Source organism: Bacillus cereus group sp. Bc031 (genome assembly GCF_027716265.1).
GTDB classification, from domain to species: domain Bacteria; phylum Bacillota; class Bacilli; order Bacillales; family Bacillaceae_G; genus Bacillus_A; species Bacillus_A paranthracis.
The window spans coordinates 1-21,502 of record NZ_JAQFUL010000084.1; the positions used below are offsets into that span (position 1 = coordinate 1).

Genomic DNA, 21,502 nt, shown 5'->3' on the forward strand with positions numbered 1-21,502 from the left:
AAGAGAGGAGAATGCAAAATGAAAGAGCAAGTATTACAAGTAACAAAAGGTGACTTCGTAGGATCAGCAAGTGGAGCGGTAGTATTAACAGCATTAATCGTATTTCTATCAAGTGTATTAGTATAATAGAAGTTTTACATTATACAAAATGAAAGGAGAATGAGGAATATGAACGGTGAGCAAGTGTTACAAGTAACAAAAACAGATTTATTAGGATCATTAGGTGGAGCGGTAGTATTAACATCATTTATTCTATTCCTTGCAAAAGTATTAGTATGAGACATATAAATACAATCATTCAAAAAAAATAAAGACTCTAGCATATTAGTAAGTAATTAATATGTTGGAGTCTTTTTTATTTTTCTTCTATATATCCCTTCAAGTATGAATAGCCCCCTTTATTTTAAAGAGAAAAAAGTCGAATTTTATATGTAAGAAAAAAAGAGGAATTTGACAGAAAAGATAGAAAATTTTAAAGGTCAGAATTTGTTAGCTTGCTAACTAATTTCTATCAATTGATGTTGGAAGCGTTTTCGGTTGGTTTTAAGTATGAACCATTTAATCTATTTACAGGGGGATGAGGATTTTATGAAACAAAAATCTATGGATACGCTAGCTGCACAAATGGAGGACTTTTTTCCAGTACGTGATGTAGATCATTTGGAGTTTTACGTAGGAAATGCAAAGCAATCAAGTTACTATCTTGCGAGAGCATTCGGATTCAAAATTGTGGCTTACTCTGGATTAGAAACTGGTAATCGTGAAAAAGTATCTTATGTTCTTGTGCAAAAAAATATGCGTTTCGTTGTGTCTGGGGCTTTAAGTAGTGACAATCGTATTGCAGAGTTTGTAAAGACTCATGGTGATGGCGTGAAAGATGTGGCATTACTTGTTGACGATGTTGATAAAGCATACTCAGAAGCGGTGAAACGTGGTGCCGTCGCAATTGCTCCGCCTGTAGAGTTAACAGATGAGAACGGTACATTGAAAAAAGCAGTTATTGGTACGTATGGTGATACAATTCATACGCTTGTAGAGCGTAAAAATTATAAAGGGACATTTATGCCAGGATTCCAAAAGGCTGAGTTTGATATTCCATTTGAAGAGTCAGGTTTAATTGCTGTAGACCATGTAGTTGGTAATGTTGAAAAGATGGAAGAGTGGGTTAGTTATTACGAGAACGTTATGGGCTTTAAACAAATGATCCATTTTGATGATGATGATATTAGTACAGAGTATTCAGCATTAATGTCGAAGGTTATGACAAATGGAAGTCGTATTAAGTTCCCTATTAACGAGCCAGCGGATGGAAAGAGAAAATCACAAATTCAAGAATATCTAGAGTTCTATAATGGAGCAGGTGTACAGCATCTTGCTTTACTAACAAATGACATTGTTAAAACAGTAGAAGCGCTACGTGCAAATGGTGTGGAGTTTTTAGATACACCAGATACTTATTATGATGAGTTAACTGCACGAGTTGGAAAAATTGATGAGGAAATTGATAAGTTGAAAGAATTAAAGATTTTAGTAGATCGCGATGATGAAGGATACTTACTACAAATCTTTACGAAACCAATTGTAGATCGTCCAACTTTATTTATTGAAATCATTCAGCGTAAAGGTTCTCGTGGATTTGGAGAAGGAAACTTTAAAGCGTTATTCGAATCAATTGAAAGAGAACAAGAGCGTCGCGGGAATTTATAAAATTTATATCCACCAGCAATCATTCTTTTGCTGGTGGAAATTTCATTTTCATAAGGAGGAATCATGATGAAATTTGTTACATTTCGTCTTCCTTCAAAAGAAATGCGAGCTGGATGGCTTGAAGGTGACAAAGTAATCGATATGAATCTTGCTAGTGGTGGAAAATTACCTTCTTCTATGTTCGCCTTTTTAGAGAAAGCGGATGAGTATGTAGAAGTGTTGCGTAATATTAATAATCCGGAAAAGGGCATATATTCTTTAGAGGAAGTGCGATTAGCAGCAGCGATTCCTAATCCGAGTAGTATTAGGGATTTTTATGCATTTGAACAGCACGTAAAAACGGCACGTAGCCGAAGAGGGTTAGATGTTGTACCTGAATGGTACGATATTCCGGTTTTTTATTTTACGAACCATCGTGCTGTAATTGGTCCAGATGATGTTGTAATTAGTCCGAAGAAATCTAAAAAACTTGATTATGAGTTAGAGATTGCTTGCGTAATTGGGAAAGAAGGAAGAAATATTTCTCGTGAGCAAGCAGAGGAATACATTTTTGGTTATTGTATTATGAATGATTGGAGTGCAAGGGACTTACAAGCAACAGAAATGAAGGTAGGACTTGGTCCAGCGAAAGGAAAAGATTTTGCAACTTCATTAGGAGCGTACCTTGTTACGAAAGAGGAGCTAGATATTTATCGTAATGGTGACCGTTATGAGTTAGAGATGACTGCTCATGTAAATGGAAAGCTATTATCAAAAGGGAACTTCCGAGATATTTACTATACATTTGCTGAAATGATTGAACGTGCTTCGGAAGACGTTACGTTATATCCAGGCGATGTGATTGGTTCTGGAACAGTAGGAACAGGTTGCATTTTAGAACTAGGCACAGAAGAGTGGCTACAAGATGGTGATGTGGTAGAACTTACGATTACTGGTTTAGGTACATTACGTAATACGGTCAAAATAGAAAGGGAAGCAGGTGATGGGCATGTTTTATCGTCACATGGGGGAGCTACCTCATAAACGACATGTACAATTCCGTAAAAAAGATGGGTCGCTTTATCGTGAGCAGGTAATGGGAACAAAAGGTTTTTCTGGTACGCAATCTATTTTGTACCATCATTATATGCCAACGGAAGTAGGGCATGCGGCATTATCTCATTCTTGTCAGTTGCAGTATGAAGAAGATGTTGCTCTTTCTCATCGTCACTTTCGCACGAAAGAAAATAAAAAAAGTGGTGATGCAGTAAGCGGAAGAAACTTTATACTTGGGAATGAGGATTTATTAATCGGAGTAGTGAGCCCAACAGAAAAAATGGACTATTTCTACCGTAATGGTGATGGCGATGAAATGTTGTTTGTCCATTACGGAACAGGAAAAATTGAAACGATGTTTGGAACGATTCATTATCGAAAAGGCGATTATGTAACAATTCCAATTGGAACGATCTATCGTGTTATTCCAGATGAAGGAGAGACTAAGTTTCTTGTTGTAGAGGCAAATAGTCAAATTACAACACCGCGTCGCTATCGTAATGAATATGGACAATTGCTAGAGCATAGTCCGTTTTGTGAGAGAGATATTCGTGGTCCTGAAAAATTAGAGACGTATGATGAAAAAGGTGAGTTTGTCGTAATGACAAAGTCGAGGGGATATATGCATAAACATGTTTTAGGACATCATCCGTTAGATGTTGTTGGTTGGGATGGTTATTTATATCCGTGGGTCTTTAATGTTGAGGACTTTGAGCCAATCACAGGTCGTATTCATCAGCCACCTCCAGTACATCAAACGTTCGAGGGTCACAATTTTGTTATTTGTTCTTTCGTACCACGTTTATATGACTATCATCCAGAATCTATTCCGGCACCGTATTACCATAGTAACGTGAATAGCGATGAAGTACTGTACTATGTAGAAGGTAACTTTATGAGCCGAAAAGGTGTGGAGGAAGGGTCTATTACACTTCATCCGAGCGGCATTCCTCACGGTCCACATCCTGGGAAAACAGAGGCGAGTATAGGGAAAAAAGAAACGCTTGAATTAGCTGTTATGATAGATACATTCCGGCCGCTTCGTATTGTAAAACAAGCACATGAAACAGAAGATGAAAAATATATGTATAGCTGGATTGAAGAGGGATCATATACTGTGAAATAAGTAAAAAAGGCATGCTCAATAACAGAGCATGCCTTTTTCATGGAATCGACATGTATAATAATACCAAAAAAAGTTATAGAAAGATATATAGAAAGAATGATAAAAATCGTGCATATTCATAAGAGTTTCTACTTATTTCGACAAAAGTATTGACTGGAAAAAGTACTATGAGTAAAATGAAAAAGCGAATTAAAAATTTTCAGAAAATTTAAAACTTGGAGGAGCATGCTATGAAGCAAATTTTTCAAAAGAAGCCTATTGCAAAGTTAATGCAAGAGAGTAAACAAAAGACGTTAGCAAGAACATTGGGCGCACTAGATTTAACGATGCTTGGAATCGGGGCAATTGTTGGAACGGGTATTTTTGTTCTAACGGGCGTGGTAGCAGCGAAACATTCTGGACCAGCTATTATATTATCATTTGCGATAGCCGCGTTAGCGTGTGCCTTTGCTGCATTTTGTTATGCTGAATTTGCTTCTTCAGTTCCTGTCTCAGGCAGTGTGTACACGTACACATATGCGACGATGGGAGAAGTATTCGCATTTTTAATTGGATGGGACTTAATGCTTGAGTATTTACTTGCAACCTCTGCTGTGGCAAATGGTTGGTCCGCGTACTTCCAATCTTTATTAAAGGGATTTGGAATTCATATTCCTACCATTCTTTCCTCAGCCCCTGGTACAGGAAAGGGTGGAATAATTGATTTGCCAGCAGTTCTAATTATTTTAGTGATGACAGTTCTTTTATCTAGAGGTGTTCGTGAAAGTGCACGTGTAAATAATATTATGGTATTTATTAAACTAGCGGTTGTTCTTATTTTTATCTTTGCTGGTTTTAATTATGTGAAACCTGAAAACTGGACGCCTTTTATGCCATTTGGCTTAGATGGTGTAATGGCTGGAGCTGCTACAGTGTTCTTTGCATTTATAGGGTTTGATGCAGTTTCAACGGCAGCAGAAGAAGTGAAACGTCCACAACGTGATTTACCAATTGGTATTATTGCATCTTTATTAATTTGTACGGCTCTTTATATTATCGTTTCGCTTATTTTGACAGGAATTGTTCCATACGGGCAGTTGAATATATCAGATCCAGTCGCTTTTGCACTTCAATTTATTGGACAAGATAGTTTAGCGGGAGTAATTTCAGTAGGCGCAATTACAGGAATCACAACAGTAATGTTAGTTATGATGTATGGGCAAGTACGAGTTTCATATGCAATGAGTAGAGATGGATTGTTGCCGAAACGTCTTGCTAAAGTTCACCCGAAATTTAAAACACCGTTTTTAAATACGTGGACAACGGGAATTATTGCAGCACTTATTTCAGGATTAATAGATTTAAATGTGTTAGCGCATCTTGTAAATATGGGGACTTTATCAGCCTTTGCACTTGTAGCTGTTGCTGTTATTGTAATGAGAAGAACGCATCCTGATTTACCAAGAGCATTTAAGGCGCCGCTTGTACCATTTTTACCAGCGTTAACGGTAATTTTTTGTTTATACTTAATGCTTCAATTATCCGGGACGGCTTGGATTAGTTTTGGTGTATGGATGATTATCGGTATTGCGGTTTACTTCTTATATAGCCGAAAACATAGTGCTTTAAATAATAGTAAAGAAGAAGACGACGCAGCCAATTTATAAGTAGAAAAATCCATTCTAATTCTGTTAGAATGGATTTTTAATTTTGAAAATTTACATTCTTCTGAACTTGTTATAAGATAATTATTGTTGAACAAAAGGGGTGAAATAATGAAAAATACGTGGCGTGAGTTAAGGGAGATGGACCGTAACGTATGGATTCGGTTTATTGGTGAGACGTTAAATGGAATTGCAATGATGATGTTGATGCCTTTTTTTGCATTATATTTAAAAGATAAGGTAGATTCATTATTACAGGTCGGAGTGATTATGGCACTGTCTCCAATTGCTGCAAGCTTTGGATCAATTATAGGGGGAAGAATTGCTGATATATATGGAAGAAAACCGATTATGATATTTTCGATGGCGAGCAATGCAGTATTCATGCTCGGTTTTTTATTTATAGAAGGATTTATTCCATATGCGATTTTATCTGTTTTTTTAGGATTAAGTAATTCGTTATTTCATCCAGCTGCATCAGCGATGGTTGCGGATGTAACAACGCCAGAAAAAAGAACAGAAGCTTATGGTTTATTGCGAATGGGGCACAATATAGGTGCTGCAATTGGTCCGATAATGGGGGCTTCGGTGGTTATGTTGTCAAAGAACCTTGTGTTTATTATTGCCTCGTCTACGATGTTATTTTATGCACTACTTGTATTCGTCCTTATTCAAGAGACAATGCCAAAGAGTGCGAATAAAGAAGAGGGTAACGAAAAGGAATCAGGAGCAGTGTGGAAAATTGTATTGCGAGATAAGGCACTGATGATTTATTTATTAGCGGGTATCATTATTTCGATGGGATTTTCTCAAACGGAAGGCATGTTGCCACTGCACTTTGACAATGAAATGAAAGGTATTTTTGGAACTAACAATCCATATCCATATTTAATGGCTTTAAATGGACTATTAGTTGTGTTGTTCCAATTTCAAATTTCAAAATGGGTCACAGATAAACCTGTTGGAAAGACGATGTTATATGGTGCATGTTTTTTTGGGATTGGGTTATTTTTTATAGGGTGGTTACCGAAGTGGTTTGGAGGACTTGATACAAATGCTACGATTATTTTAATAACGTTACTGTTTGTATATGCCATATATACGTTAGGTGAGATGATTATGTCGCCTGTACAGATGACGTTTGTAGCGAATTTGGCTCCTGAGCATTTGAGGGGGACTTATATGGGAGCTGCAAGTTTGCAGTGGATTACAGGAAGTGCATTCGGCCCACTTCTTGGAGGTTTTTTATTAGACCGATTACTTGGCCACTTTCTATTTACAATTTTAGCTGTCGGTTGTGTAGTTGCAGGTATTGTATATATTTCTTTAGACCGTCTCGTTGAACAAAGGCAAAAAAGCACACTAACCAAACAATCTTCTTAATAATTAGATGACATACACAAAAAGGGGATTTCTACATATTTTAGGTACATAACTAGGTTGGATTGCAATTTTATCCCACTTTAATGGGCAGTAAGACCCCCACCTCAAAATTCAGCGAAAGCAAGGAATTTAGGTGGGGGTCGGGCTGCCCATAAAAGTCCGATTGGTTCAACTAATAATCAGTAGGGATGAAGCCCCCCACTGATTAAAGTTTCACTTTATATATTTATCAAGAAAGTTAAGTGGAAAAAGTATAGAAAACCAATAAGTGGTGTCATTTAATTATTTGTGGAAGTTGCATTTTATTTCAAATAGGAACTACCTATTTTTATAAAAAGTGCTAAAATAGAAAAATGAAAACAATTGGTTAGGGTGATTTCAGTGACAAAAATTAAATTAGGTTTATTATATGGTGGAAAATCAGCTGAGCATCAAGTTTCGCTACAAACGGCTCTTGCTGCTATTAAAGCATTAAATCAAGATAAATTCGAGATTCATCCAATTTATATTACAGAACAAGGTCAATGGGTACGCGGTGAGCGTATTGAAGGTGAAGTAACAGATGTTGAAGTTCTAAAAATGAGCGGTGCAGAAAATGCGATTTCTCCGCTATCATTAAGCACAGAAATCATTCCATCTGCAAATGCTGAGGAAAATGCTATCGACGTTATTTTCCCATTACTACATGGACCAAATGGTGAAGATGGAACGGTACAAGGATTATTAGAATTAATGAATATTCCTTATGTAGGAAATGGTGTTCTAGCATCTGCTGCTGGTATGGATAAAGTTGTTATGAAAAACATTTTCGCAGAAGCTGGATTAAAACAAGCGAAATATGCATCATTCATTCGTAGCGGATGGGAAAAAGATCGTGAAACAGCATATGAAAAAGTAGAAGAAGTATTGGGTTATCCTTGCTTCGTAAAACCAGCAAACCTTGGTTCAAGTGTTGGGATTAATAAGTGTAAAAATCGTGAAGAACTTGAGAATGCATTTGAAGAGGCATTCCAATTTGACCGTAAAATTATTGTGGAAGAAAATATCGTTGGACGTGAAGTAGAAGTTGGTGTACTAGGTAATGATGAACCGAAATGTTCAGTTGTAGGTGAAATCGTACCTAAAAAAGACTTCTATGATTATAAGTCGAAATACATTGATGGTGATACAGCGTTAATTATTCCAGCTGAAATGACAGAAGAAGAGTCTAATGTTATTAAGCGAGATGCGATTGTTGCATTCCAATCGTTAGATGGTGCTGGCTTAACGCGAGCTGATTTCTTCTTAACGAAAGATGGAGAAGTATACATTAACGAAGTGAATACGATGCCAGGATTTACGCCGTTTAGTATGTTCCCTCTACTATGGCAACATACTGGATTACCGTATCCGGAATTAATTGAAGAGCTAATTCGTTTAGCAATGGAGCGTCACGAAGAAAAACAAAAAATTAAATATACAATCTAACAAAAAAAGGAGGAGGCACTATTCGAAGGAATAGTGCTTCCTCTATGTAAGGAGTGTTTTTATGATAAATCGAACGTTAAAACAAGTAGAACAAATGACAAATGGTACGGGATTAGCAGAGCAGTATGAGGGAATTACTATACAAGGAGTGTCTATTGATACGAGAAAAATCGAAAAAGGAAACTTATATGTTCCGATTCAAGGTGAACGTTTCGATGGACATGCTTTTGTAGATAAAGCTGTTGAAAATGGAGCTGTGGCGACATTATGGATGAAAGATGTAGCAAATCCACCTGAGAATCTTCCGGTTATTTTTGTAGAAGACACGCTATCAGCATTACAAATGTTAGCAAAAAACTATCGCGACCAATTGGATGTTAAAGTGATTGGTGTGACAGGTAGTAACGGTAAAACATCTACAAAAGATATTGTAACAAGTCTTCTTGCGACTAAATTCAAAGTTCAAAAAACAGAAGGAAACTTCAATAATCATATCGGGCTACCTCTTACTATTTTAAACTTAGAAGAAAATACAGAAGTAGCTGTATTAGAAATGGGAATGTCAAGCCGTGGGGAAATTGAATTCTTATCTAAGTTAGCTCGTCCAAATGCAGCTATCATTACGAACATTGGTGAAGCGCATTTAATGGACTTAGGCTCTCGCGAGGCAATTGCTGAAGCGAAATTAGAAATTGTGACAGGATTACAAGAAGGTGGAGTGTTCGTATATAACGGAGATGAGCCATTATTAACGAATCGTGTTCCTGAAATGAATTTAATAGCTGAAACAGTTACGTTTGGTGATGCTAGAGCAAATGATTACTATCCAACGACTGTAACGTTACAAGCAACTGGGACACACTTTAAAATGAATAGAGAAGAAAACATTTCATTCTATCTACCGGTATTAGGGAAACACAATGTGTATAATACGCTTGCTTCTATGGCAATTGCGAAACATTTTGGTGTAACGTGGGAAGAGATGAAAGAAGGTTTAGTAACACTTCAAATGACAGGCATGCGTATGGAAATTGTAAAAACAAATAGTGGATTAACAATTATCAACGATGCTTATAATGCAAGTCCAACAGCTATGGAAGCAGCATTCCACCTAATGAATGGTTTAGATGGATTCTCTAAAAAAATTGTTGTTCTCGGCGATATGTTAGAGCTTGGAGATCAAGAAGTACAGTTTCATTATGAGGTAGGTAAATTAATCGATCCAGCAAAAATCTCCTATGTGTTCACATATGGTAAATTAGGAGCTCAAATTGCTGAAGGAGCAAAAATTAATTTCCCTAACGAACGTGTAAAGGCTTATGATAATAAAGAAGAGTTAGTAAAAGAGTTGCAAGCAGTAGTCGATGCGAAAGATGTTGTATTAGTCAAAGCATCTCGCGGTATGAAATTGGAAGAAGTAATTACGATGTTGAAATAATTGGTGTATATAAATAGGGATGATAGCAACGAAAAAAGAAGAAACTTATAATAAGCGCTTACAGTAAATATAAAAAAATAAAAGTGAAGAAAAAAACTCTTAATATGAAAATAAGGTAACAGTTGGGTTTGCTTTTTACACATACAAAACTTATAATTGATAAAGTGTAATAACGTTTAGAAGTATTTTCGTGAAGAATATACGCCCGTTTATATACGTGAGCATTCAGGAAAAGGGCTTTTCCGCAAATTCGGAAAACGCCTTTTTTTAAATGATAAGTATAGGATAGAAAAGGAGAAGTAACATTGACAACATTTCGAGAATTAGGATTAAGTGATTCTTTACTGCAATCTGTTGAAAGTATGGGCTTTGAAGAGGCTACGCCAATTCAAGCTGAAACAATTCCACATGCATTGCAAGGTAAGGATATTATTGGGCAAGCACAAACAGGTACAGGGAAAACAGCAGCATTCGGATTACCACTATTAGATAAAGTGGATACACATAAAGAATCGGTTCAAGGTATTGTTATCGCGCCAACGCGTGAATTAGCAATTCAAGTTGGAGAAGAGCTATACAAAATTGGTAAACATAAACGCGTTCGTATCTTACCAATTTACGGTGGTCAAGATATTAACCGCCAAATTCGTGCTCTAAAAAAACACCCACACATTATTGTTGGTACGCCGGGTCGTATTTTAGATCATATTAACCGTAAAACACTTCGCTTACAAAACGTAGAGACAGTTGTTCTTGACGAAGCGGATGAAATGTTAAACATGGGCTTCATTGAAGATATTGAAGCAATTTTAACAGATGTGCCAGAAACACACCAAACATTACTATTCTCAGCGACAATGCCGGATCCAATCCGTCGTATTGCTGAGCGTTTCATGACTGAGCCTCAACACATTAAAGTAAAAGCAAAAGAAGTAACAATGCCAAACATTCAGCAGTTCTATTTAGAAGTGCAAGAAAAGAAAAAGTTTGATGTATTGACACGCTTATTAGACATTCAATCTCCAGAGCTTGCGATTGTATTCGGTCGTACAAAGCGTCGTGTTGATGAATTATCAGAAGCATTAAATTTACGTGGTTATGCTGCGGAAGGTATCCATGGTGATTTAACTCAGGCGAAACGTATGTCTGTATTACGTAAGTTCAAAGAAGGTTCTATTGAAGTTCTTGTTGCAACAGACGTTGCTGCACGTGGTCTTGATATTTCGGGTGTAACACACGTATACAACTTCGATATTCCACAAGATCCAGAATCATACGTTCACCGTATTGGCCGTACTGGTCGTGCAGGTAAAAAAGGTATTGCAATGCTATTTGTAACACCACGTGAATCTGGACAATTAAAAAATATCGAGCGTACAACAAAACGTAAAATGGACCGCATGGATGCACCAACACTTGACGAGGCACTAGAAGGTCAACAACGTTTAATCGCTGAAAAACTTCAAAACACAATTGAAAATGAAAACTTAGCATACTACAAGCGTATTGCGGAAGAAATGTTAGAAGAGAACGACTCTGTAACAGTAGTAGCTGCTGCTTTAAAAATGATGACAAAAGAGCCAGATACAACTCCAATCGCTTTAACATCAGAACCACCAGTTGTTGCAAGAGGTGGCGGTTCTAAAAAACGCGGCGGTAACGGAGGCGGATACCGTGATGGTAACCGTAATCGTAGTCGTGATGGACGCGGTGGCGATGGTCGTAATCGTGACGGTAACCGTGATCGCAATCGTGATGGCGGCAACCGTGGTCGTCGTGGCGAAGGTCAAGGACGCCCAGGATCTTCAAACGGACGCGGCGAAAGAAAACATCATAGCCGTAAGCCACAAGCTTAATAATGAAAAGAGAATGCCCTTTGCCGGCATTCTCTTTTTTTATTTTTGTAATTGTACATACTACATAATAACTTATGTAGAAATGAGGTGCCGCATGCTTGTAAGGCTTGGCTATGTCGCGATGAGTGTACATTTGAAAAATGCATCTCCATCTCAAACGATGACGTACGCGCAGTTTCAAAAAATAGATGATCGGGAAGCGGCGATTCGTAAACTTGAAAGAATTGCTAATTCGAATTTGGAAAACTGTTTACGATTATTAAAACATAATAAAGGACATGACATATCGTTCTTTCGACTTAGTTCCAAGCTGATTCCTTTAGCGAATCATGAGGAGTTGTTAGATTGGAATTATATTCGCCCTTTAAAAGAAAATTTAAAAGTGCTAGGTGATTACGCTATTCGAATGAATATGCGTATTGATTTTCATCCAGATCATTTTGTTGTACTTAATTCACCCGAGGAGAATATTTTTAAACAATCTGTAAAGACGTTACAGATGCATAGAAAATTATTAAAAGGTATGGGGATTGAACATAAGCAACGATGTGTAATGCATGTTGGTGGCGGATATAAAGATAAAGAGCTTGCATTAGAGCGTTTTATAGAGAATTGGTCTAATGTCCCAAGAGGTATTCAGGAAATGATTATGTTAGAAAATGATGATACAACTTTTACGCTCGAGGACACATTATATTTAGGAGAAAAATTGGACATTCCCGTTGTATTTGATTTACATCACCATATGATGAATCATGATCGAGAAGATTGGCATGAAGATTGGGCGCGTGTCGTACATACGTGGGAATCGTCTTTGTTACCAGTGAAAATGCACATTTCTAGTCCTAGAGAGGGAAAAGACCCGAGAGCACATGCGGACTTTATTGATGTAGATACTTTTTTATCTTTTTTAAAAAAGATAAAGGGAAGTGTTCCACAAATTGATTGTATGATTGAAGCGAAGATGAAGGATGAGTCTTTATTTCAACTCATGAGGGATTTAAGTGAACAAACAGATGTGGAAATTATCGATGGTGCGAGCTTTTATATTAAATGAGCTCTGCACCATCGAGTTTTTTTATTAATAAAGGGGTGCAAATACCACCAATGATCAATCCTGTTAAATGGCTGATAGGGTTGGCAGAGGGATTGAAGAAAGTGAATAATAGTAATATACATATCATGATTGAAAAAATAGCGATGTCTCTTGGATTGGAAGAACGATAGCGGCTATACATTAGAAATAACTGTGCACCTAGCAATCCGAAGATACCACCAGATGCCCCGGTATGAATATATTCATGGGGCATAATAAGATAAGAGAAAATATTTCCGAGAATGCCAGAAAGGAAAAAAATAATGATGAAAGAAAAGTGGCCTAGTTGTTTTTCAATAGAAGAGCCAAGGACGAATAAACAAATACTATTAGAAAGAAAATGTGGTAAGTCTACATGTACGAGTAGGGAAGTTATGAGACGCCACCATTCTCCTTTAGCGATATATTCATTAGAAGCTGCCATAGGAAAGAGGAAAAAATCGCCTAATATAATCATGATTAATTGTACGAGAAGTAAAGCGATGACGATTGGTTGTAAGGAAATGCGGGCGGATGGTATTAGCATATTGTGAGTATCACTCCTTTTGCATCAGAAAGATTCTCTGTTATTCTTACAATATGAAAAAAGAAAGCTAAATAGAAGAAGGGGATTTTGAAATGATTGTAGGGATTGGAATCGATATTATTGAATTGAATCGAATTGAAAAAATGATAGATGGAAAGCTTAAATTTATGGAACGTATTTTAACTGAAAGTGAACGTAATGTTGCTAAGGGGCTGAAGGGAAGCCGCCTTACAGAGTTTGTAGCTGGAAGATTTGCAGCGAAAGAGGCGTATTCAAAAGCGGTAGGAACTGGTATCGGGAAAGAAGTGAGTTTTTTAGATATTGAAGTAAGAAATGATGATAGAGGGAAGCCGATTCTTATTACAAGTACAGAGCATATTGTTCATTTATCAATTAGTCATAGTAAGGAATTTGCTGTTGCTCAAGTTGTTTTAGAAAGCTCGTCACGCTAGTCTGCATATTTTATATCTTTGTCTCATATATTTGTGGTAGCGATAAGGAAGGTACATCTTCCATTCATTTATAGGGGCAAAGGGGCTGAAGTGATGAAAAGGCGTCTGTTTTTAGTTCTTGTCGGTTTATTAACCGTTTTTGTGTTGGCCGGTTGTATGGAAAAGAAACAAGATGATGTTGTGAGAGATTTAGAAGCGAAAGTAAAAGGGTTGAAAAGCTATCAAGCTGAAGCGAAATTATCTATTAAAACAGGGAATGAGCCTCAGGAGTATAAGGTAGAAATATGGCATAAGGAACCTTCTTTTTATCGTGTGAATTTGCAGAATGCGAAAAAGGATCAAAGTCAAATTATTTTAAGGAATGAAGAAGGTGTATTTGTATTAACGCCAGCGCTTAATAAGAGTTTCCGTTTCCAAAGTGATTGGCCGCAAAATAGTAGCCAGGCTTATTTATACGAATCTCTTGTGAGGGATATTTTGCAGGATAAGAAAAACCTTACTTTTGAAAAAACAGATAAGTATTATATCTTTAAAACAAAAACAAACTATCAGCATCAAAACATGTTGCCGAGACAAGAGATTACATTGAAGAAAAGTGATTTAACACCAGTTTCGGTGAAGTTAATGGATAATGATCAAAATGTTCTTGTGAAAGTAGATTTCTCTAAAGTGAAATTTGATGCGAAATTTGATAAAGGTGCATTTGATACGAAACAAAATATGTCTAGAGCGCAAGTAGATGTTCAAACGACAGCGAAAGAAGACAAACCATTTGCTATTTTGTATCCGCGTGATACGCCGCAAGGTATGACTTTGAAAGATGAAAAAGAGTTGAAGACAGACAGTGGCAAGCGTGCGATACTCACATACACTGGAAGTAAGAAATCCTTTACTTTAATACAAGAAAAGGCAAAAGTTGCAGAGGCTTCGTCAGCGATAAGTGTGAGCGGGGAATTGGTTGATCTTGGCTTTACAATTGGAGCATTGACGAAAGACTCTTTAACGTGGTCGCATAACGGAGTAGAATATATGCTCGTGTCTAAAGGTTTAGAGCCGAAGGAGCTGTTAATGGTTGCTCGTTCAGTTACAGAGAAGCAAGTGAAGTAAACTTCTTAGACGTGGTGATATATGTGCACCACGTCTTTTCTTAGTTTGAAGGGTGGATTTCATAAAAGAAGCATATAAAAGAATAAGCTTCGCATATCGTGTATAAGGAAGTGTGTTTATGGAAGAAGCGCCATTTTACCGTGACACTTGGGTGGAAGTGGATTTAGATGCCATTTATAACAACGTTACACATATTAAAGAATTTATCCCGAGTGATGTAGAAATTTTTGCCGTTGTTAAAGGGAATGCATATGGGCACGATTATGTACCGGTGGCTAAAACAGCATTAGAAGCGGGGGCGACAAGGTTAGCAGTTGCGTTCTTAGATGAAGCTTTAGTGCTTCGAAGAGCTGGTATTACTGCGCCGATTTTAGTGTTAGGTCCTTCTCCTCCTCGTGATATAAATGTAGCTGCTGAAAATGATGTAGCATTAACTGTTTTTCAAAAGGAATGGGTAGATGAAGCAATCAAACTTTGGGATGGTTCGTCTACGATGAAATACCATATTAATTTCGATAGTGGTATGGGGAGAATTGGAATACGTGAACGTAAAGAATTAAAAGGATTTTTAAAAAGCTTAGAAGGTGCACCATTCTTAGAATTGGAAGGAGTTTATACGCATTTTGCAACGGCAGATGAGGTGGAGACTTCTTACTTTGATAAGCAATATAACACATTTTTGGAGCAGTTAAGTTGGTTGAAAGAATTCGGAGTGGATCCTAAGTTTGTTCATACAGCTAATAGTGCTGCAACGCTACGTTTTCAAGGGATTACATTTAATGCAGTACGAATTGGTATTGCGATGTATGGGTTATCTCCATCTGTAGAAATACGCCCTTTTTTACCGTTTAAATTAGAACCAGCGCTATCATTGCATACGAAAGTTGCTCATATTAAAGAGGTGATTAAAGGGGATGGAATTAGTTATAACGTCACTTATCGAACGAAGACGGAAGAATGGATTGCGACCGTTGCAATTGGTTATGCAGATGGCTGGCTTAGAAGATTACAAGGATTTGAAGTGCTTGTAAATGGTAAAAGGGTACCGATTGTAGGGCGAGTAACAATGGATCAATTCATGATTCACCTTCCTTGTAAAGTGCCTCTTGGTACGAAAGTTACACTCATTGGAAGGCAAGGAGATGAATATATTAGCGCTACAGAGGTTGCGGAATATTCAGGTACTATTAATTATGAAATTATTACAACGATTAGTTTCCGTGTGCCGAGAATATTTATACGGAACGGTAAAGTTGTGGAAGTAATCAATTATTTGAATGATATATAGAAGGTAGTATGATTTGCTTCTTGTCATGTGAGAGGACTTTTCGTTGGCTAAGAATAAGTTCGTTTTTTGACGAGAAGCTTTTTACTTATCATTACTTTTAACATAATTTAACGTGGAAACTCTTCCGTTTCTTGTTGTAATGAGATAAAAAATAAAAGAATATGAATGTTTTGTTTGTGAATTGGAAAACATAAGCAAGGAATAAGGAAGTCTTTGCAACAGGCTCCATACAATGGTATTATTACAATAGGTGTCATATATATATTGGGGTGTGTAGTTGACGGTGGAGGTGTATTTTTGTGTCCGAATCAAGTGTAACTACTGAAATCGTGGTTCGGTTGCCAAAGCAAATGGTAACGGAATTGGACGGAATTGGAAAACAAGAGAATAAGAATCGCCATGAACTAATTTGCCAGGCAACACAACTGTTATTGCGTCAACATAAGACGAAGAAACGCTACCAACATGAATCAATGCGACGTGGGTACATTGAAATGGGAAAAATTAATCTTGGTATTGCATCTGAAGCTTTCTTAGCAGAGTATGAAGCAGCTCATACAGTAGAACGCTTAGTTAGCGGGGGGTAATATTTTGATTGTAAAACGCGGCGACGTGTATTTTGCAGACCTTTCCCCAGTTGTTGGTTCTGAGCAAGGAGGCGTTCGTCCGGTTCTTGTCATTCAAAATGACATCGGAAATCGTTTTAGTCCAACGGTGATTGTAGCGGCTATTACTGCACAGATTCAAAAAGCGAAATTACCCACTCATGTGGAAATTGATGCGAAAAAGTACGGTTTTGAGAGAGATTCTGTTATTTTACTTGAGCAGATTCGAACAATCGATAAGCAGCGCTTAACGGACAAAATCACTCACTTAGATGAAGTGATGATGATTCGTGTAGATGAAGCGCTACAAATTAGTTTAGGACTAATAGATTTTTAAATCGGCAGTTTAAGTTGCTCTCTTTGAAGGGCAACTTTTTTTATTATAGAGGAGGTTACGGTTGTATATGGAAATGGTAGATAATCGACAAGCGTTAATGAAAATGTTAGTGAAGGAATTAGGCTTTACCGAAAAGCAAGTTCGTCATGTTATTCAATTAACAGAAGAAGGTAACACAGTTCCATTTATTGCTCGTTACCGAAAAGAATGGACAGGCTCTTTAGATGAAGTGCAAATTCGTACAATTTTAGAGAGATGGCAATATATAATGCAGCTTGAAGATAGAAAAGAAGAGGTTCTTCGTCTTATTGATGAGAAGGGGAAACTGACAGGAGAATTACGTCAGCAAATTGTGAAAGCTACAAAGTTGCAAGAAGTAGAAGATTTATATCGTCCATATAAAGAGAAGAGAAGAACGAAAGCAACGATTGCAAAAGAAAAAGGACTAGAGCCATTAGCTGAATGGTTATTGTTATATACAAAAGAAGATCCGAATCAGAAGGCAATGGAGTTTATAAATGCCGAGAAAGAAGTGCAATCTGCAGAAGAGGCATTACAAGGTGCTCAAGATATTATTGCAGAAATCGTTTCAGATGAAGCAGCATATCGTAGTTGGATTCGGAATGTTACTTTTAGAAAAGGTGTTATGTCTTCGGCTGTAAAAGATGAAGAGAAAGATGAAAAAAATATATATGAAATGTATTACGATTATGAAGAGCCGTTGCAGAAAGTCGTGCCGCATCGTGTATTAGCGATGAATCGCGGTGAGAAAGAAGATATATTGAGAGTTTCTGTTGTTCCGCCAGTAGATGAGATAGTAACTTTCTTATATAAGAAAGTAATTCGTGATAACGATTCAAAAAGTGCACAGTATGTAAAGTTAGCAATTGAGGATGGTTATAAACGATTAATTCAATCCTCTATTGAAAGGGAGATTCGAAAAGAATTAACAGAAACAGCTGAGGAACAAGCAATACATATTTTTTCTGAGAACTTACGTAATTTGTTATTACAACCTCCAATGAAAGGAAAGGTTGTGTTAGCTGTAGACCCTGCATATAGAACGGGTTGTAAATTAGCTATCGTAGACGATACGGGGAAAGTTCTATATATTGATGTTATTTATCCGCATCCACCAGTGCGTAAATATGAAGATGCAAAAGCGAAAGTTCTTTCTATTATAGATAAATATCAGGTTGAAATGATTGCGATTGGGAATGGTACAGCTTCTAGAGAATCAGAAGAATTTATAGTTGATGTATTACAACATGTGAAACGAGAAGTCTTCTATATTATTGTGAACGAAGCTGGTGCGAGTGTGTATTCGGCTTCTGATTTAGCCCGTGAGGAATTCCCAGATTTACAGGTTGAAGAAAGAAGTGCGGTTTCTATCGGTAGACGTCTGCAAGATCCACTTGCTGAACTTGTAAAGATTGATCCTAAATCAGTTGGGGTTGGACAATATCAACATGATGTGTCTCAAAAAAGATTAAATGAATCATTAACGTTTGTAGTAGAGACAGCAGTTAACCAGGTCGGTGTGAATGTAAATACAGCTTCAGTTGCGTTGTTGCAATATGTTTCAGGCTTATCAAAAACTGTTGCGAAAAATATTGTAGCAAAGCGTGAAGAAGAAGGGAAATTTACAAAACGAACAGACTTAAAGAAAATACCACGTCTAGGTGCGAAGACATATGAACAATGTATAGGTTTCTTACGTATATTAGAAGGGGCAAATCCGTTAGACCGTACAGGTATTCATCCAGAACAATATAAAAATGTTGAATTGTTATTGAAGAGTCTAGGATTATCGAAAGATGACGTAGGGCAACCGCAATTACAAAAGAGTTTAGAAGAAGTAGAGATTTCTAAGTTGTCGCAAGAAACGGGAGTTGGAGAACCAACATTAGTTGATATTATAGATGCACTCATTAGTCCAGAGCGAGACATGAGGGATGAGTTGCCTAAACCGCTTCTGAAAAAAGGGATTTTGAAATTAGAAGATTTAAAACGTGGTATGGAACTGGAAGGAACAGTTCGTAACGTTGTTGATTTCGGTGCTTTTGTTGATGTAGGTGTGAAACAAGATGGTTTAGTACATATTTCTAAACTAAGCAAACAATACGTGAAGCATCCGTTAGATGTTGTATCTGTCGGACAAATCGTCAAAGTATGGGTAGATGATATTGATACGAAAAAAGGTCGCGTTGCATTATCTATGTTGCCGGTTGAATAGTAAGAGAAGAGAGCAGATGAAACTGCTCTTTTTTTTTAGGATAAAACGTGTAATGGATTAGGAACTTTGATGTATTTTGCTATAATAAAACCAGCATTTATTTAGTAATTTAATTTGATACCGGTTTTTTTCAAAATATGCGCGTTGCATTTGTTTTTTGAGCCATGTAGGCATAGGAATCCCTCCTTGTTTAATCCTACTCTCATAAATGTAAAGTACTATTGATGAGAGGTTGGTGAGTGGATTTCTATTTTTGCTATGTTTTTAGAAACCACGCTTCTTGAATGAGGATGGGTATATGTACTATTTAATATATGTATAAGAGAGGAGAAAAGTGTAAAAATATTTTTTTGTTTAGGAGGAATGAAAATGGATGAGCAAGAAATACAGCGGCTAGTGGAAGAAGTATCACTACAATATTTCGGAATGCCGTTTTTACATAAAGCAATGTTTAATAGTAGGTTGCGTACAACTGGGGGACGTTATCTGTTGAATACACACAATATTGAACTGAATTATCGATATTATGAAATGTATGGGAAAGAAGAATTAGTTGGGATTGTTAAACATGAACTTTGTCATTATCACTTACATATTGCGGGAAGAGGGTATAAGCATCGGGATAAGGATTTTCGAGAATTATTAAAGGCAGTTGATGCACCACGCTTTTGTAAACGAATGATAAATGAAGAGAAGGGAAAAAAGGGAAAAAAGGTTTATATGTATGAATGTATGGAATGCTCACTTCAATATGTAAGGAGGCGTCAAATAAATACAAAAAGATATGTCTGCGGAAAGTGTAAAGGGAAACTAATCTTGATAAAGAAAACATCTTGACAGTGAAAACGCAATCCAGTATATTATAAACATGTCACGTTTGTACAAGATGTTGTGAAAAAACTTCTTGACTTACGATGAGAATTTTTATAAGATACAAATTGTCTTTATTATTCCGCAGTAGCTCAGTGGTAGAGCTATCGGCTGTTAACCGATCGGTCGTAGGTTCGAGTCCTACCTGCGGAGCCATACAGAGAAGTACCCAAGTGGCTCAAGGGGCTCCCCTGCTAAGGGAGTAGATCGCGAACGCGGTGCGAGGGTTCGAATCCCTTCTTCTCTGCCATTCATATTGGCCCGTTGGTCAAGTGGTTAAGACACCGCCCTTTCACGGCGGTAACACGGGTTCGAATCCCGTACGGGTCACCACTTCGGAGGATTAGCTCAGCTGGGAGAGCACCTGCCTTACAAGCAGGGGGTCGGCGGTTCGATCCCGTCATCCTCCACCATAATATTATAATGAAAAGTAAAATGACATTAATGTAAAGATTAAATGGTCCCGTGGTGTAGTGGTTAACATGCCTGCCTGTCACGCAGGAGATCGCCGGTTCGACCCCGGTCGGGACCGCCATTTTAACTTCTGCTAATTGGCAGTTGTTTTTTATTGGTCATTATGGTACAATAACATTTGTCTTTGAAAATAAGATAAGTATTTCGATGGGCTATAGCCAAGCGGTAAGGCAACGGACTTTGACTCCGTCATGCGCTGGTTCGAATCCAGCTAGCCCAGCCATTTACGAGCCATTAGCTCAGTTGGTAGAGCATCTGACTTTTAATCAGAGGGTCGAAGGTTCGAGTCCTTCATGGCTCACTTTTGTTTTTTCCGCGCGGTCGTGGCGGAACGGCAGACGCGCTAGGTTGAGGGCCTAGTGGGGGAAACCCCGTGGAGGTTCAAGTCCTCTCGGCCGCATCAAAAATCTTTTGGAAAAAGTACTTGCATTTGAAGATGTAGTATGATAAGATAATTGAGTCGCCAAAATACAACGACGAAAAAACATCATGAATAAGCGCCCGTAGCTCAATTGGATAGAGCGTTTGACTACGGATCAAGAGGTTAGGGGTTCAACTCCTCTCGGGCGCGCCAATTACGGGAAGTGGCTCAGCTTGGTAGAGCACCTGGTTTGGGACCAGGGGGTCGCAGGTTCAAATCCTGTCTTCCCGACCACGCGGGTGTAGTTTAGTGGTAAAACAAGAGCCTTCCAAGCTCTGGTCGAGAGTTCGATTCTCTTCACCCGCTTTTAGTTCTTTGAAAACTGAACGAAACAAACAACGTGAAACGTCAATTTTTGTTTTAGATGCTAGACAAACTAACTTTATTGGAGAGTTTGATCCTGGCTCAGGATGAACGCTGGCGGCGTGCCTAATA

The 21,502-nt window shown here is 37.6% G+C and carries 20 protein-coding genes and 11 tRNA genes; 29 read left to right on the forward strand and 2 right to left on the reverse strand.

Annotated features, from left to right (window positions below):
* Positions 1-18 precede the first annotated feature (18 nt).
* From PDQ33_RS23465 to uvsE, 11 genes are all read left to right on the forward strand, one after another.
* Entirely contained in the window at positions 19-126 is a 108-nt protein-coding gene (locus PDQ33_RS23465) for a DUF3948 family protein (protein ID WP_000664237.1), read from the forward strand.
* 33 nt (positions 127-159) lie between these two features.
* On the forward strand, positions 160-279 hold the full coding sequence (locus PDQ33_RS23470; protein ID WP_001993573.1) for a DUF3948 family protein: 120 nt from the start codon (positions 160-162) through the stop codon (positions 277-279).
* A gap of 309 nt (positions 280-588) precedes the next feature.
* A complete protein-coding gene (gene hppD / locus PDQ33_RS23475) occupies positions 589-1,707 on the forward strand; it encodes a 4-hydroxyphenylpyruvate dioxygenase (RefSeq protein WP_000810913.1) in 1,119 nt (372 codons plus the stop codon).
* 66 nt (positions 1,708-1,773) lie between these two features.
* A complete protein-coding gene (locus PDQ33_RS23480) occupies positions 1,774-2,730 on the forward strand; it encodes a fumarylacetoacetate hydrolase family protein (protein ID WP_061130712.1) in 957 nt (318 codons plus the stop codon).
* Positions 2,696-3,868, forward strand: coding sequence for a homogentisate 1,2-dioxygenase (locus tag PDQ33_RS23485; RefSeq protein WP_000499916.1), 1,173 nt, complete (start codon positions 2,696-2,698; stop codon positions 3,866-3,868). The genes PDQ33_RS23480 and PDQ33_RS23485 overlap by 35 nt, the downstream gene beginning before the upstream one ends.
* A gap of 230 nt (positions 3,869-4,098) precedes the next feature.
* On the forward strand, positions 4,099-5,514 hold the full coding sequence (locus PDQ33_RS23490; RefSeq protein WP_000809368.1) for an amino acid permease: 1,416 nt from the start codon (positions 4,099-4,101) through the stop codon (positions 5,512-5,514).
* A gap of 108 nt (positions 5,515-5,622) precedes the next feature.
* Positions 5,623-6,894, forward strand: a complete 1,272-nt coding sequence (locus PDQ33_RS23495) for an MDR family MFS transporter (RefSeq protein WP_061130711.1) — start codon at positions 5,623-5,625, stop codon at positions 6,892-6,894.
* A gap of 381 nt (positions 6,895-7,275) precedes the next feature.
* Positions 7,276-8,361, forward strand: coding sequence for a D-alanine--D-alanine ligase (locus PDQ33_RS23500; protein WP_000161445.1), 1,086 nt, complete (start codon positions 7,276-7,278; stop codon positions 8,359-8,361).
* A gap of 61 nt (positions 8,362-8,422) precedes the next feature.
* Entirely contained in the window at positions 8,423-9,799 is a 1,377-nt protein-coding gene (gene murF, locus PDQ33_RS23505) for a UDP-N-acetylmuramoyl-tripeptide--D-alanyl-D-alanine ligase (RefSeq protein ID WP_000610683.1), read from the forward strand.
* Positions 9,800-10,104: 305 nt separating this feature from the next.
* Positions 10,105-11,655, forward strand: a complete 1,551-nt coding sequence (locus PDQ33_RS23510; RefSeq protein ID WP_048520050.1) for a DEAD/DEAH box helicase — start codon at positions 10,105-10,107, stop codon at positions 11,653-11,655.
* A gap of 94 nt (positions 11,656-11,749) precedes the next feature.
* Positions 11,750-12,712 (forward strand): UV DNA damage repair endonuclease UvsE, encoded by a 963-nt coding sequence (gene uvsE / locus PDQ33_RS23515; RefSeq protein WP_000961149.1) that lies wholly within the window; start codon positions 11,750-11,752, stop codon positions 12,710-12,712.
* Here the strand turns inward: uvsE and PDQ33_RS23520 are convergent.
* Entirely contained in the window at positions 12,705-13,277 is a 573-nt protein-coding gene (locus tag PDQ33_RS23520; RefSeq protein ID WP_000906924.1) for a rhomboid family intramembrane serine protease, read from the reverse strand. The two genes, uvsE and PDQ33_RS23520, sit on opposite strands and share 8 nt — an antisense overlap.
* Positions 13,278-13,369: 92 nt before the next feature.
* On the opposite strand from PDQ33_RS23520, the gene acpS reads away from it, so the two are divergent.
* The 6 genes from acpS to PDQ33_RS23550 all read left to right on the forward strand — a co-directional run bounded on the left by acpS (position 13,370) and on the right by PDQ33_RS23550 (position 19,302).
* A complete protein-coding gene (gene acpS, locus PDQ33_RS23525; RefSeq protein ID WP_000635037.1) occupies positions 13,370-13,729 on the forward strand; it encodes a holo-ACP synthase in 360 nt (119 codons plus the stop codon).
* A gap of 156 nt (positions 13,730-13,885) precedes the next feature.
* The gene (locus PDQ33_RS23530) at positions 13,886-14,836 is read left to right on the forward strand and encodes a LolA family protein (protein WP_025991724.1); all 951 of its coding nucleotides are present in this window, start codon (positions 13,886-13,888) and stop codon (positions 14,834-14,836) included.
* A gap of 118 nt (positions 14,837-14,954) precedes the next feature.
* Positions 14,955-16,124, forward strand: coding sequence for an alanine racemase (gene alr / locus PDQ33_RS23535; RefSeq protein ID WP_000390599.1), 1,170 nt, complete (start codon positions 14,955-14,957; stop codon positions 16,122-16,124).
* A 299-nt stretch (positions 16,125-16,423) separates the two neighbouring features.
* Positions 16,424-16,711 carry an antitoxin EndoAI gene (locus PDQ33_RS23540; protein WP_000004570.1) on the forward strand — a complete coding sequence of 96 codons (288 nt, stop codon included), beginning with the start codon at positions 16,424-16,426 and terminating at the stop codon, positions 16,709-16,711.
* Between the two features lie 4 nt (positions 16,712-16,715).
* Positions 16,716-17,066 (forward strand): type II toxin-antitoxin system endoribonuclease NdoA, encoded by a 351-nt coding sequence (ndoA, locus tag PDQ33_RS23545; protein ID WP_000635963.1) that lies wholly within the window; start codon positions 16,716-16,718, stop codon positions 17,064-17,066.
* Positions 17,067-17,133: 67 nt separating this feature from the next.
* Positions 17,134-19,302: a Tex family protein gene (locus tag PDQ33_RS23550; protein WP_061130710.1), complete on the forward strand. Its 2,169-nt coding sequence runs from the start codon at positions 17,134-17,136 to the stop codon at positions 19,300-19,302.
* 57 nt (positions 19,303-19,359) lie between these two features.
* Here PDQ33_RS23550 and cmpA read toward each other — a convergent pair whose 3' ends face one another.
* Positions 19,360-19,476, reverse strand: a complete 117-nt coding sequence (gene cmpA / locus PDQ33_RS23555; RefSeq protein WP_270756706.1) for a cortex morphogenetic protein CmpA — start codon at positions 19,474-19,476, stop codon at positions 19,360-19,362.
* Positions 19,477-19,671: 195 nt separating this feature from the next.
* On the opposite strand from cmpA, the gene PDQ33_RS23560 reads away from it, so the two are divergent.
* The 12 genes from PDQ33_RS23560 (at position 19,672) to PDQ33_RS23615 (ending at position 21,373) form a co-directional block, all read left to right on the forward strand.
* Positions 19,672-20,139 (forward strand): SprT family protein, encoded by a 468-nt coding sequence (locus PDQ33_RS23560; protein WP_061130709.1) that lies wholly within the window; start codon positions 19,672-19,674, stop codon positions 20,137-20,139.
* Between the two features lie 114 nt (positions 20,140-20,253).
* Positions 20,254-20,328, forward strand: a tRNA-Asn gene (locus tag PDQ33_RS23565).
* Positions 20,329-20,331: 3 nt separating this feature from the next.
* Positions 20,332-20,422, forward strand: a tRNA-Ser gene (locus tag PDQ33_RS23570).
* An 8-nt stretch (positions 20,423-20,430) separates the two neighbouring features.
* Positions 20,431-20,505 (forward strand) — tRNA-Glu (locus PDQ33_RS23575).
* 4 nt (positions 20,506-20,509) lie between these two features.
* Positions 20,510-20,585 (forward strand) — tRNA-Val (locus PDQ33_RS23580).
* Positions 20,586-20,631: 46 nt separating this feature from the next.
* Positions 20,632-20,707, forward strand: a tRNA-Asp gene (locus tag PDQ33_RS23585).
* 87 nt (positions 20,708-20,794) lie between these two features.
* Positions 20,795-20,869: transfer RNA gene (locus tag PDQ33_RS23590), tRNA-Gln, on the forward strand.
* A 5-nt stretch (positions 20,870-20,874) separates the two neighbouring features.
* A tRNA-Lys gene (locus PDQ33_RS23595) sits at positions 20,875-20,947 on the forward strand.
* A 16-nt stretch (positions 20,948-20,963) separates the two neighbouring features.
* Positions 20,964-21,046, forward strand: a tRNA-Leu gene (locus PDQ33_RS23600).
* Positions 21,047-21,143: 97 nt separating this feature from the next.
* Positions 21,144-21,220: transfer RNA gene (locus PDQ33_RS23605), tRNA-Arg, on the forward strand.
* A 4-nt stretch (positions 21,221-21,224) separates the two neighbouring features.
* A tRNA-Pro gene (locus PDQ33_RS23610) sits at positions 21,225-21,301 on the forward strand.
* A gap of 1 nt (position 21,302) precedes the next feature.
* Positions 21,303-21,373, forward strand: a tRNA-Gly gene (locus PDQ33_RS23615).
* The last annotated feature ends 129 nt before the right edge of the window (positions 21,374-21,502 follow it).